Annotated in this window: 10 protein-coding genes; 7 read left to right on the top strand and 3 right to left on the bottom strand. The window is 72.1% G+C overall.

Features of this window, described 5'->3' with window-relative positions; translation table 11 throughout:
* Positions 1-5 precede the first annotated feature (5 nt).
* Positions 6-524, bottom strand: coding sequence for a GNAT family N-acetyltransferase (locus LIV37_RS43940; protein ID WP_121824925.1), 519 nt, complete (start codon positions 522-524; stop codon positions 6-8).
* A gap of 177 nt (positions 525-701) precedes the next feature.
* Entirely contained in the window at positions 702-2339 is a 1638-nt protein-coding gene (locus LIV37_RS43945) for an acyl-CoA synthetase (protein ID WP_020873525.1), read from the bottom strand.
* A 165-nt stretch (positions 2340-2504) separates the two neighbouring features.
* Here LIV37_RS43945 and LIV37_RS43950 point away from each other — a divergent pair, with 165 nt between their 5' ends.
* The 6 genes from LIV37_RS43950 (at position 2505) to LIV37_RS43975 (ending at position 9094) form a co-directional block, all read left to right on the top strand.
* The gene (locus tag LIV37_RS43950; RefSeq protein ID WP_020873526.1) at positions 2505-3311 is read left to right on the top strand and encodes a crotonase/enoyl-CoA hydratase family protein; all 807 of its coding nucleotides are present in this window, start codon (positions 2505-2507) and stop codon (positions 3309-3311) included.
* 68 nt (positions 3312-3379) lie between these two features.
* Complete coding sequence (locus LIV37_RS43955; RefSeq protein ID WP_020873527.1) at positions 3380-4339, top strand: Zn-ribbon domain-containing OB-fold protein; 960 nt, start codon at positions 3380-3382, stop codon at positions 4337-4339.
* The gene (locus LIV37_RS43960) at positions 4340-5416 is read left to right on the top strand and encodes a thiolase domain-containing protein (RefSeq protein WP_020873528.1); all 1077 of its coding nucleotides are present in this window, start codon (positions 4340-4342) and stop codon (positions 5414-5416) included. It begins immediately after the preceding gene.
* Positions 5413-6579 (top strand): thiolase domain-containing protein, encoded by a 1167-nt coding sequence (locus tag LIV37_RS43965; protein ID WP_020873529.1) that lies wholly within the window; start codon positions 5413-5415, stop codon positions 6577-6579. The genes LIV37_RS43960 and LIV37_RS43965 overlap by 4 nt, the downstream gene beginning before the upstream one ends.
* Positions 6580-6672: 93 nt before the next feature.
* Positions 6673-6918, top strand: a complete 246-nt coding sequence (locus LIV37_RS43970; RefSeq protein WP_020873530.1) for a DUF397 domain-containing protein — start codon at positions 6673-6675, stop codon at positions 6916-6918.
* A gap of 343 nt (positions 6919-7261) precedes the next feature.
* A complete protein-coding gene (locus LIV37_RS43975) occupies positions 7262-9094 on the top strand; it encodes an AMP-dependent synthetase/ligase (RefSeq protein WP_121823799.1) in 1833 nt (610 codons plus the stop codon).
* Between the two features lie 14 nt (positions 9095-9108).
* Here the strand turns inward: LIV37_RS43975 and LIV37_RS43980 are convergent, their stop codons facing one another.
* Positions 9109-10209 (bottom strand): isoafricanol synthase, encoded by a 1101-nt coding sequence (locus LIV37_RS43980; RefSeq protein WP_020873532.1) that lies wholly within the window; start codon positions 10207-10209, stop codon positions 9109-9111.
* Positions 10210-10461: 252 nt separating this feature from the next.
* On the opposite strand from LIV37_RS43980, the gene LIV37_RS52265 reads away from it, so the two are divergent.
* Positions 10462-12060: an ATP-binding protein gene (locus LIV37_RS52265; RefSeq protein ID WP_309471230.1), complete on the top strand. Its 1599-nt coding sequence runs from the start codon at positions 10462-10464 to the stop codon at positions 12058-12060.
* Positions 12061-12240: the final 180 nt, after the last annotated feature.

A 12240-nucleotide genomic window follows, 5' to 3' on the forward strand; every position in this document is an offset into this window, starting at 1 on the left:
GGTGGTCAGGGCGCGGGACGGTCGTTGAGGACGCGCTGGAAGAGCAGATGGTCCCGCCAGGCACCGGCGATGTGCAGATAGTCCGGCGCCATGCCGATCCGGGTGAATCCGCAGCCCAGCAGGGTGCGTTGGGAGGGGACGTTCTCCACCAGGGTGCTGGCCTCGATCCGGTGCAGTCCGAGCCGCTCGTCGGCCGTCCGGCAGACGGACCGGACGGCCAGGGTGGCCAGCCCGCGGCCGACGTGTCCGGCGTCGATCCAGTAGCCGAGATGGGCGTTGCGCCAGGGGCCGAGGACGATGTGCGACAGCGTGACCGCGCCCAGGATCCGCTCGCCGCCGGCCAGCACCCAGGGCACCAGCCGGCCGGACTCCCACTGCTCCAGCTGGTCCCGCAGCCGGGCGGCCTGGCCGTCGGCGGTGAAGAAACCCTCGCCCCGCCGCGGGCTGGAGGGGCGCAGATGCTCGAGGTTGCGCGTGAACGCGTCCGCGAGCGCCTCGGCGTCGTCCTCGACGACGATCCGCATCGTGATCCCGTCGGCGAGGGTCACAGGAGGGGGAACGATCACCCGGTCAGCCTAGTCGGTCTCACTGAAGTCCGGCGGTTCGGTCGCGCCCCGAAGGGGCGCGGGGCTGGGTCGATGTGCGGCTCCGCCGCGTGGGCGCGACCAGCCACGATGCAGCCGCAGACGATCGACGGCAGGTCAGGGGGCTTCCCGCGGAGCGCTTCGGTCCGCTCCCTCCGCCTCCGCCACCGCCCGCGCCCAGCGGTAGTCCGCCTTGCCGCTGGGGGAGCGCTGGATGCGGTCGGTGAAGACGACCGTACGGGGGATCTTGTAGCCCGCGAGCCGCTCCCGGCAGTGGTCGCGGACCGCGTCGGCGGTGAGCGCGGACGCCTCCGTACGGGGCTGGACGACGGCCGCGACGCGATGGCCCCAGCGGGTGTCCGGCACGCCCGCCACCAGCGCGTCGTACACATCCGGATGGGCCTTCAGGGCCTGTTCGACCTCCTCCGGATAGACCTTCTCGCCCCCGGTGTTGATGCACTGGGAACCGCGCCCGAGGACGGTGATCACACCGTTCTCGTCGACGGTCGCCATGTCGCCGAGCAGCACCCAGCGCTCCCCGTCCGCCTCGAAGAACGTCTCGGCGGTCTTCTTCGGGTCGTTGTAGTAGCCGAGCGGCACATGGCCGCGCTGGGCGATCCGGCCGGGCTCACCGGGTGCCACCGGGGCGAGGGTCGCCGGGTCCACCACCGTCGTCCGGGCGTTGACGCTCAGCCGGAAGCCCTTCTCGGGGCCGGAGTCGGCGGTGGCCGTGCCGTTGAAACCGGACTCCGAGGAGCCGAAGTTGTTCAGCAGCAGGGTGTGCGGGGAGAGCTCGGCGAACTGGGCGCGTACGGTCTCCGAGAGGATCGCGCCCGAGCTGCTGACGCTGAGCAGCGAGGAGAGATCGGTGCCCTTGAGGGGCCCGGTCAGGGCGTCCACCAGGGGGCGCAGCATCGCGTCGCCGACCAGCGAGGCCGCGGTGACCTTCTCCTTCTCGATGGTCCTCAGCACCTCCTCCGGCACGAACTTCCGGTGCAGCACCACCTTCTGGCCGAAGTTGAACGCGATGAAGGCCGTAAGGGTGGAGGTTCCGTGCATCAGCGGCGGGGTGGGGAAGAAGACCAGTCCCTCGCCGCCCGCGGCCACCCGCTCGGCCAGCTCCTCCGGGCGTTCGACGGGCTGGCCGGTCGGGGCGCCGCCGCCCAGTCCGGAGAAGAAGAGGTCCTCCTGCCGCCAGACCACGCCCTTGGGCATCCCGGTGGTGCCGCCGGTGTAGATGATGAAGCGGTCGTCGGCGGACCGGGCCGGGAAGCCGCGCTCGGGCGACCCGGACGCCTCGGCGTCGGCGAACGCCACGGACGGACCGGGGCCGTCCCCGGTGCCGACCCGCACCAGATGGCGCAGGGTGCCGGTGTGGGGCAGCGCGGCGGCCACCCGTTCGCCGAACTCGGCGTCGTAGACCAGCGCGGCCAGCTCCGCGTCCCGGTAGAGGTAGACCAGCTCGTCCTCGACGTAGCGGTAGTTGACGTTCACCGGCACCGCCCGGATCTTCAGGCAGGCGAGCGCGGTCTGGAGGTACTCCACGCCGTTGCACAGATGCAGTCCGACATGCTCGCCCGGGGCGATCCCGCTGTCCATCAGATGGTGGCCGAGCCGGTTGGCGGCCGCGTCCAGCTGGGCGTAGCTGAGGCGTCGCCCGGCCCCGGTGCCGGGGTGGTCGAGGTACACCAGCGCCTCTCTGCCGGGCACCGTGTCGACGATCGACTCGAACAGGTCGGCAAGGTTGTACTCCATGGCTCCTCCTGACCCCTCGATCCGGCGGCTCGGCGCTCATTAGAGCCGCGCCGGGATGAGGTGGGAAGGCCTTCGGAACAAGAAATCTGACTGAGCATCAGATTCCTCTTGAAGTCGGTCCCCGGCTGCTGCAACCTGTTCTAGGTCTCGAGACGGGAGGACGTCGTGACAAGCGGGACCGAACACCTCATCGTCGAGCGCGTCGGCGCGACCCTGGTACTCACCCTGAACCGGCCCGAAGCCAGGAACGCGCTCTCGCTGCCGATGCTGGTCGGGCTGTACGACGGCTGGACCGAGGCCGACGAGGACGACGCCGTGCGCTCCGTGGTGCTCACCGGCGCCGGCGGGGCCTTCTGTGCGGGAATGGACCTCAAGGCGCTCGCGGGCGGCGGCCGGATGGACGGACAGCACGTCCGCGACCGCCTCGCGGCCGACCCCGATCTGCACTGGAAAGCCATGCTCCGCCACCATCGGCCGCGCAAGCCGGTGATCGCCGCCGTGGAGGGCCCCTGTGTCGCGGGCGGCACCGAGATCCTCCAGGGCACCGACATCCGGATCGCGGGCCGCGGCGCCACCTTCGGACTCTTCGAGGTCCGGCGCGGACTGTTCCCCATCGGCGGCTCCACCGTACGGCTGGCCCGCCAGCTGCCCCGTACCCACGCCCTGGAGATGCTGCTCACCGGGCGCCCCTACCCGGCCGAGGAGGCGGCGCGGATCGGGCTGATCGGCCATGTCGTCCCGGACGGCACGGCGCTGGAGAAGGCACTGGAGCTCGCCGAGCTGATCAACGCCAACGGCCCGCTGGCCGTCGAGGCCGTCAAGGCGTCGGTCTACGAGACCGCCGAGATGACCGAGACCGACGGCCTGAAGTCCGAACTCGAGCGCGGCTGGCCCATCTTCGACACCGCCGACGCCAAGGAGGGCTCGAAAGCCTTCGCGGAGAAACGGCCGCCGGTCTACCGCCGGGCGTGACCCCCACACCTCAGGCCCGCCGCACCCACCACCCACCCCGCGGCCGCGCGGAAGGAGACGCACCCCCCATGACCCCGGCTCCCTCACCCGAGGTGCTCCAGGCGCCTCTGGTCGTCGAGTTCCCGTTCACCCGCTCCCTCGGCCCGGTGCAGAGCGCCTTCCTCACCGGACTGCGGACACGCACGGTGCTGGGGGTGCGCACCACCGACGGCCGGGTGCTGGTGCCGCCCGTCGAATACGACCCGGTCACCGCCGACGAGCTGGCCGACCTCGTCGAGGTCGCCCCCACCGGCACCGTCACCACCTGGGCCTGGAACCCCTCGCCGCGCCGCGGCCAGCCCCTGAGCGCCCCCTTCGCCTGGGTGCTGGTGCGGCTGGACGGCGCGGACACCGCCCTCCTCCACGCCCTGGACGCACCCGGCCCCGACGCCGTGCGCACCGGGATGCGGGTGCGGGTCCGCTGGGCCGCGGAGCGCGAGGGCGCCATCACCGACATCGCCTGCTTCGAACCGTACGACGGCGCCGAGGGCGGCGAAGCCGTGCCGCACAGCGGAGAGTTCACCGACCCCGTCAGCGGCATCGTGGCCCCCGCCCGCCTCGACTACAGCTACGCGCCCGGCCGCGCCCAGTCGCGCTATCTGAAGGCCCTCGCGGGCCGCACCACCTACGGGGAGCGCTGCCCGTCCTGCCGCAAGGTGTACGTCCCGCCCCGGGGCGCCTGCCCCACCTGCGGTGTCGCCACCGCCGAGCAGGTGGAGGTCGGCCCGCGCGGCACGGTCACCACCTTCTGCATCGTCAACATCAAGGCCCGCAACCTCGATATCGAGGTGCCGTACGTCTACGCCCACATCGCCCTTGACGGCGCCGATCTGGCCCTCCACGCGCGCATCGGCGGCATCCCCTACGACGAGGTGCGCATGGGGCTGCGCGTGGAGCCCGTATGGAGCGAGGACGGCCGCTACCCCGACCACTACCGCCCCACCGGCGAACCCGACGCCGACTACGACACCTACAAGGAGCTGTTGTAGATGCGAGAGGTGGCCATCGTCGCCTTCGGCCAGAGCGACCACCGGCGCGACACCCCGGAGATCTCCGAGGTCGAGATGCTGATGCCCGTCCTCCACCAGGTGCTCGACGCCGTCGGGCTCCGGGCGGGCGAGATCGACTTCACCTGCTCCGGCTCCTGCGACTATCTGGCGGGCCGCGCCTTCTCCTTCACCATGGCCCTCGACGGCGTCGGCGCCTGGCCGCCCATCTCGGAGTCACATGTGGAGATGGACGGCGCCTGGGCGCTGTACGAGGCGTGGACGCGGCTGCTGACCGGCGAGGCCGAGACCGCGCTCGTCTACTCGTACGGCAAGTCCTCGCCCGGCGATCTGCGGGAGGTCCTGACCCGCCAGCTCGACCCGTACTACGTCGCGCCCCTGTGGCCGGACTCGGTCTCCCTCGCCGCCCTCCAGGCCCAGGCGCTGCTCGACGCGGAGGACACAGGGGACACCGTCGCCGACGAGCGGGCGCTGGCCGGGGTCGCGGTGCGCTGCCGGACCGCCGCCGAGGACAACCCCCATGCCCAGCTGGCAGGTTCACCCCCGCCCGAGGCCCTTCTGGACGAGCCGTATCTGGTGCGGCCACTGCGCCGCCACGACTGCCCGCCGGTCGGCGACGGTGCGGCCGCCGTCGTGCTCGCCGCCGGGGACACCGCGCGCCGGCTCTGCCGCCGTCCCGCCTGGATCCGCGGCATGGACCACCGGATGGAGGCGCACGGCCTCGGCGTACGGGACCTCACCCGCTCCCCGTCCAGCCGGCTCGCCGCCGAGCGCGCGGGTGCCTTCGAGACCCCCGTCGACCTGGCCGAACTGCATGCGCCGTTCACCTCACAGGAGCTGATCCTCCGCCGTGAGCTGCGGCTGGGGGAGGACGTACGGGTCAATCCGTCCGGCGGGGCGCTCGCCGCCAACCCCATGATGGCCGCCGGGCTGATCCGCCTCGGTGAGGCCGCCGCCGCCATCCACCGCGGCGCCGCCGACCGGGCCCTCGCCCACGCCACCTCGGGCCCTTGTCTCCAGCAGAACCTGGTGGCCGTCCTGGAAGGGGATGCCTCATGACGAAGGAGCCGGTGGCCGTCGTCGGGATCGGCCAGACCAAGCACACCGCCGCCCGCCGTGACGTCTCCATCGCCGGGCTGGTCCGGGAGGCCGCCGTACGGGCCCTGGAGGACGCCCAGTTGACCTGGTCGGACATCGACGCCGTCGTCATCGGCAAGGCCCCCGACTTCTTCGAGGGCGTGATGATGCCAGAGCTGTACCTCGCCGACGCGCTCGGCGCGGTCGGCAAGCCGATGCTGCGCGTGCACACCGCGGGCTCGGTCGGCGGCTCCACCGCGCTGGTGGCCGCGGGCCTGGTCGCCGCCCGCGTCCACCGAACCGTCCTCACCCTCGCCTTCGAGAAGCAGTCGGAGTCCAACGCCATGTGGGGGCTGTCCCTGCCCATCCCCTTCCAGCAGCCGCTGCTGGCCGGGGCGGGCGGCTTCTTCGCCCCGCACGTCCGGGCGTATATGCGGCGCACCGGCGCGCCCTCCGGCATCGGCGCCCTCGTGGCCTACAAGGACCGCCGCAACGCCCTGCGCAACCCCTACGCGCATCTCCACGAGCACGATCTGACGCTGGACCAGGTGCGGTCGTCCCCGATGCTGTGGGACCCCATCCGCTACTCCGAGACCTGCCCCTCCTCGGACGGCGCCTGCGCCATGGTGCTCACCGACCGCGCGGGCGCGGACCGCGCCCCGTATCCCCCCGCCTGGATGCACGGCGGCGCCATGCGCAGCGAGCCGACGCTCTTCGCGGGGAAGGACTTCGTCTCGCCGAGGGCCGGCCGGGACTGCGCGGCCGATGTCTACCGCCAGGCCGGGATCACCGATCCGCGCCGGGAGATCGACGCGGTGGAGATGTATGTGCCCTTCAGCTGGTACGAACCCATGTGGCTGGAGAACCTGGGCTTCGCGGACGAGGGGGAGGGCTGGAAGCTCACCGAGTCGGGGGTGACCGAGCTCGACGGCGAACTTCCGGTCAATCCCTCGGGCGGGGTGCTGTCCACCAACCCCATCGGGGCGTCCGGCATGCTGCGGTTCGCCGAGGCCGCGCTCCAGGTGCGCGGGCGGGCGGGCGAACACCAGGTCGACGGCGCCCGTAAGGCGCTCGGCCACGCCTATGGCGGAGGCTCGCAGTTCTTCTCGATGTGGGTGGTCGCGGACACTTCACCCGCCGGATGAGTCTCCTGCTCACTCCTCCTTTCGTGGCCTGTGCGGCACCGGCCGCGATCGCTAGGGTGGGGCGCGGACGACGATGCGGGAGGATGAGCTGACGTGGCCGATACCACCACCACCGAACAGCCACTGACAGGAAGCGGCGAGAAGCCCGAACTCGACCTCTCGGGCGCCCAGTGGCAGTCGAGCAGCCAGGGCGTGGGCGATGTGGAGATCGCCTTCATCGAGGGATTCATCGCGATGCGCCACGGCCGCCGCCCCGAGGGCCCGGCGCTGATCTTCACCCCGGCCGAGTGGCGCGCCTTCGTCCTGGGCGCGCGCGAGGGCGAGTTCGACCTCACCTGAACCGGAGAGGCTGATCGGGGCGGGCGGATCCGGCAGGACCGGATGGCCCGCCCCGTAGTGTGTTATCGGCCAGGATCAGAAACGCGGGGCGGCCTGATGGCGCCTCATATCGCGGGGCAGGGCCTCCGGGTCCGTTACCCATAAGGTCATCGCGACTTCACGACCCCCTCACACCTCATGCCGAAATGTGAGCGTGACTCACGGTAACATCGGCAGGTCGCGCCGGGTCTCCATGGGTGGGAGCAGAATCGTCCACGCTCTATGCAGCCCCGGCCCCGGGAGGTAGTTTTCCCTCCCACCTCCCCGTTGCGCGGGGCGGAAAGTCGGCTGAAAAGGGGGTGTCGTGCGCGAATTCAGTCTCCCTCAGATGGTGGAACCACTGCGCGCGGGCGGGCTCGCGGACTCGGTGTACGAGCTGGCGGACCGCGAACCTGACAGGATCCAGCTCGCCCGGCGCGACGCCGCCGACCGCGACCAGTGGACTCCGGTGACCGCCGCGGCCTTCCGGGACGAGGTCCTGGCGCTGGCGAAGGGCCTGCTGGCCGAGGGAGTGCGGTTCGGGGACCGGGTGGCCCTGATGGCCCGGACGCGCTACGAGTGGACGCTGTTCAGCTACGCCCTGTGGTCCGTCGGCGCCCAGGTGGTGACCGTCTACCCCACCTCCTCGGCGGAGCAGGTGGGCTGGATCCTGGCCCGGACGAGGGCCGTGGCCGTGGTGGTCGAGGGCGAGGACGACGCCATGACCGTCGGCGCCGTCTGCGACGCCCTTCCCGCGCTGCGCTCCATCTGGCAGATGGACCAGGGGTGCGTAACGGAGCTGTGGCGGCGCGGCGCCGGGGTCCACGACGAACTGGTCACCGAGCGGCGCTGGCTCGTCGAACCCCGCTCCACGGCGGTCATCTGCTACACCTCGGGCACCACCGGACGGCCCCTGGGGTGCATGATCACCCACGCCAATCTCGCCGCCGAGTGCGACACCGTCTTCGCGGGCTGGAGCGGACTCTTCGCCGAGCCCGGACAGCGGCCCGCCATCCTCGCCTTCCTCCCGCTGGCGCACATCTACGGACTGATGGTCCAAGTGCTCTGTGTGCGGAGCGGCATCCTCCTGGGGCACGAGCCCGAGCTCAGCCCGTCCTCGCTGCTGCCGTCCTTCCAGTCCTTCCATCCGACCTGCGTCTTCGCGGTGCCCTATATCTTCGAGCGGATCCTCGGAGCCGCCCGCACCGCCGCCCAGGACGCGGGCAAGGGCTCCCTCTTCGAGCGGGCCATGGACACGGCGGTGCGCTACGCCGCGGCGGTCGAGCGGCAGACACAGGGCGCGGGGAAGGGGCCGGGCCCCGGGCTCAGGGCCGCCCACGCCGTCTTCGACCACATGGTCTACCGGCGGCTGAGGGCCGTCCTGGGCGGCCGGGTGCGCTACGCGGTCACCGGCGGCTCACCGTTCAGCCGGGAGCTGGGGCTGATGTTCGCCGGCGCCGGGATCACCGTTTACAACGGCTACGGCCTTACCGAGACCACCGCCGCCGTCACCGCGCAGCCACCCGGCCGCCCCAGGCACGGCACCGTGGGCCGCCCGATGCCGGGCACGGCGGTGCGCATCGCGCCGGACGGCGAGGTGTGGGTGCGCGGCGGCACCGTCTTCGCGGGCTACGTGGACGATCCGAAGGCCACCGGGGCCGCGGTGCGCGACGGCTGGCTGCACACCGGAGACGTCGGATTCCTCGACGGCGAGGGCTATCTGACCATCACCGGCCGTAAGAAGGACATCATCATCACCAGCGGCGGCAAGAGCGTCTCCCCGCTGCTGCTGGAGGAGCGGCTGCGGGCGCATCCGCTGATCTCGCAGTGCGTCCTGGTGGGCGACAACCGCCCCTTCGTCGGGGCGCTGATCACCCTGGACGCCGAGATGCTGAGGCGCTGGCACCAGGTGGTCGGCGCGCGGCTCCCGGTCGGCCGGGAGCACGCGTCGGCGAACAAGGCGCTGCACGCGGAGATCCAGCAGGCGGTCTCCACGGCGAACCTCTCGGTGTCCAGGGCGGAGTCGATCAGGGCCTTCCGCATCCTCCCGAAGGAATTCACCGTGGCGGACGGGCTGTTGACGCCCTCGCTCAAACTGCGGCGCGACGCGGTCTACAAGCTCTGCGCCGCGCAGATCGAGCAGCTCTACGCGAACTGAGCGATCGAGCAGCTCTACGCCAACTGAGCGCCGGTCAGCTGGGCCCAGGGCCGCTGCCGCCCACCGCTGACCGCCTCGGTGCCCTGCTCGTCGTACCGGGCCGTACGCAGGGACCAGCCCAGATTGCCCGTCATCACATGCCGCATGCCGTCCACATAGCGCGCCACGCCGCGGTGGGTGTCCGGGTCGGCCCCCGCCTCGGCGAGCAGCGCGGGCAGCTCGGCCGCGGTCTCCTCGAACCAGCCGTACCGGGCATTGGCCAGGTCGGCGACATGACGTACCGCGTCCTCAAGTTCACCACCCGCGCGCTCCCACTGGACGATGACGCTGTTGTGGACGTCGCCGACGGCCAGCTCCTTGTCCAGGGAGGCGATGTCATTGGTGAAGACCACCACATCGTCCGTAGCCTCCCGCATCCGGGCCAGCGGGAAGCCGCCGTGCAGGGCGGGCGGCAGGGTGTAGCCGCCGAACGGCTCGTTCAGGTCGAGACAGGGCTGTACGCCTATCGAGTGGCGCCGCAGCGCCAGCACGTCCTCCACCGTGCGCGGCGCGTCGGCGCCGCCGGCCCCGGGCCGGGCACCGGTCCGCTCCAGCGCCTCGCGGTGGTAGGAGTGCAGGTACTCCAGCCAGTGGTGGCGGAAGCGGTCCCGCCACACCTGGGGCCGCCCGGAGTTGATGCGGCGCCACAGGTCGCGGAAACTCTCCAGGAGCGGCCCGTCGTCGCCGCCCGCCCTGCCGTGCGCCGGATCCTCGTCGGTGATCCGGATGACGTCCGCCACCAGCCGTGCCACCGCCTCCGGACGGCTGCCCAGCTCCCCGTCGAACTGATCGTCGAAGACGAAGTACCAGCCCACGAGGTCACTGCCCAGGTTCAGATCGGCGCCGGTCGCGCGGGGGTAGAACACGCCCGCCAGTACGTCGAAGCGGAGCGCGTCGTACTCCGCGACGGACGCGCGGTCCTCGAAGACGCCGAACCGCGAGAGCCATTGGATGGTGTGGTGCCTGGCCGCCTCGGTGCCGGGACTGAGGTCCGCGGAGGCCGGAAAGCCGAACAGGGCCGCCCGGCGCGGCAGTGCCGTCCGACGGGAGTGTGGTCGCGCAGCGTGCGTGTGCATGAGTCGTGTCCGCCCCCTTCGTCGTTCGGGCAACCCGAGCCCGCATGTACCACAGGCGAAAGCGGTATCTGGCCAACCCGTTGAATCCGGTCATCCTCGCGTGCGGAACGTGGCATCGATAGAGGAGGTGGTGAATTGGCGTGTGCCACTGGCAATGCCCGGCGGAAATCCCCCCATGGGGGAGCTACGCAGCGTGCCATCCGCGCTACGCTCGGCGTCACCTGCCGGAGGGGAAGCAACGTGGCGGAGTACATGAGCCAACAGAACCGGACGCGTCGGACACTGCTGGAGCGGGAGCGGGAGCTGCGCGCGGTGGACGCCGCGCTGACCGAACTGTGCGGTACGGATCCCGGAGACGGGGCCGAGACCCGCGGCGGCGGAGTGATCGCCTTCGAGGGGCCCGGCGGCGCCGGCAAGACCGCGGTGCTCGGCGAGGCGCGCCGAAGGGCCGCCGCCCGCGGCTGCACCGTGCTCCGGGCCCGCGGCGGCGAGCACGAACAGGGCGCGGCCTTCCATGTGGTGCGCCAGCTCTTCCAGCCGGTGCTCGCGGAGAGCGGCGAGGACGAGCACCGCAGGATCCTCGGCGGCTGGTACGAGATCGTCGCGCCCGCGGTCGGCCTGGTGGTCTCGGGCCACGGCGGCGCACCCGATCCACAGGGCGTCCGCGACGGCCTCGACTGGCTGGTGACCCGCTTCGCCGTGGAGCACGCCCCGGTCGTCATGATCCTCGACGATGTCCACTGGGCCGACCCCGAATCGCTGGACTGGCTGACCCGGTTCGCCCCGCGCACCGCCGATCTGCCCCTGCTGCTCGCCGTCGGCTACCGCCCGGAGGACCTGACCGCCGACGTCGTCGCGATACGGACTCTGGTCGAGCGCCAGGGATCACGGCCCCATGTGCTGGCGCCGCTCACCCCGGGCGGAGTCGGCAGGATCGTCCGTGAGGTCCTCGGGGACCACGCCGACGAGGCGTTCTGCCGCGAGTGCTGGGCGATGACCGGCGGCAACCCCTGGGAGGTCACCGAGCTCACCGCCAAGATCCGCGACCGCCGGCTGAAACCGCAGTCGGAGAACCTGCCCGCGCTGCGCGAGCTGGTCTCCGCGGCCAAGGACAGCGGGCTCAACGACCGGCTCACCCGCCTCGGCACCGCCGCCGTCCGCCTCGCCTGGGCCGTCGCCGTACTCGGCATCGAGGCCACCCCGGCGCTGACCGCCAATGTCGCCGGGCTCAGCGAGACCGAGGCCGCCGACATGGTGGCCCGGCTCGTCGACGCGCGGATCCTGGCCCCGCCCCGCCGCGCCCCGGCAACGGCACCCGGCCCCTGGAGTACCTCCACCCGCTCATCGCCACCGCCGTCTACCAGGCCATCCCCGGTGCCCTGCGGGTGGCCATGCACGGTCAGGCCGCCACCGTGGTGCTCGGCGCGGGCCTGGGCTCCGCGGCCGCCGGCCGGCATCTGCTGGAGATGCACCCCGAGGGCGACCCGTGGGTGGTGCGCCATCTGCGGGCGGCCGCCCGGGAGTATCTGCGCGCCGGAGCCCCCGTCGCGGGGCGCCGCTGTCTGGCCCGGGCCCTGCGCGAACCGCCCGCCCTGGAGGAGCGCGCCGCCGTGCTGTACGAGCTGGGCTGCGCCGCCCAGCTCACCGAACCCGACGTCACCGTCAACCATCTGCGGGCCGCGCTCGAGGAGCCCGCGCTCGGCCCCGAACTGCGTGAGGCGATCACCTACCGGCTCGCCCAGGCATACGGCCACAGCGGCCGGATGGAGGAGGCCGCCCAGGTCTTCGCCGACGAGGTCGGGCGGGCCACCAGCGCCCGCACCCGGCTGCGGATGCAGACCGAGCAGCTGATGTGGAACATGTTCCGCGCCGACGAGAAGGAGTCGCCCGCCCGCTCCCGGCGGCTCGCCCGGCTCGCGGACCACCTCACCGGCCGCGGCATGGCCGAGCGCTATCTGATGGGGCTGCGCGCCTGGGACGCGATGACGCGCGGAGAACCGGTCGCCACTGCCCTGCACTACGCGGAGGAAG

It is taken from the genome of Streptomyces rapamycinicus NRRL 5491 (assembly GCF_024298965.1).
Taxonomy (GTDB): domain Bacteria; phylum Actinomycetota; class Actinomycetes; order Streptomycetales; family Streptomycetaceae; genus Streptomyces; species Streptomyces rapamycinicus.

Coding starts and splice junctions, on each gene's coding strand:
- LIV37_RS43940 (WP_121824925.1), bottom strand. CDS start 524: ATGCGGATCGTCGTCGAGGACGACGCCGAGGCGCTCGCGGACGCGTTC.
- LIV37_RS43945 (WP_020873525.1), bottom strand. CDS start 2,339: ATGGAGTACAACCTTGCCGACCTGTTCGAGTCGATCGTCGACACGGTG.
- LIV37_RS43955 (WP_020873527.1), top strand. CDS start 3,380: ATGACCCCGGCTCCCTCACCCGAGGTGCTCCAGGCGCCTCTGGTCGTC.
- LIV37_RS43960 (WP_020873528.1), top strand. CDS start 4,340: ATGCGAGAGGTGGCCATCGTCGCCTTCGGCCAGAGCGACCACCGGCGC.
- LIV37_RS43965 (WP_020873529.1), top strand. CDS start 5,413: ATGACGAAGGAGCCGGTGGCCGTCGTCGGGATCGGCCAGACCAAGCAC.
- LIV37_RS43980 (WP_020873532.1), bottom strand. CDS start 10,209: ATGCACACGCACGCTGCGCGACCACACTCCCGTCGGACGGCACTGCCG.
- LIV37_RS52265 (WP_309471230.1), top strand. CDS start 10,462: ATGAGCCAACAGAACCGGACGCGTCGGACACTGCTGGAGCGGGAGCGG.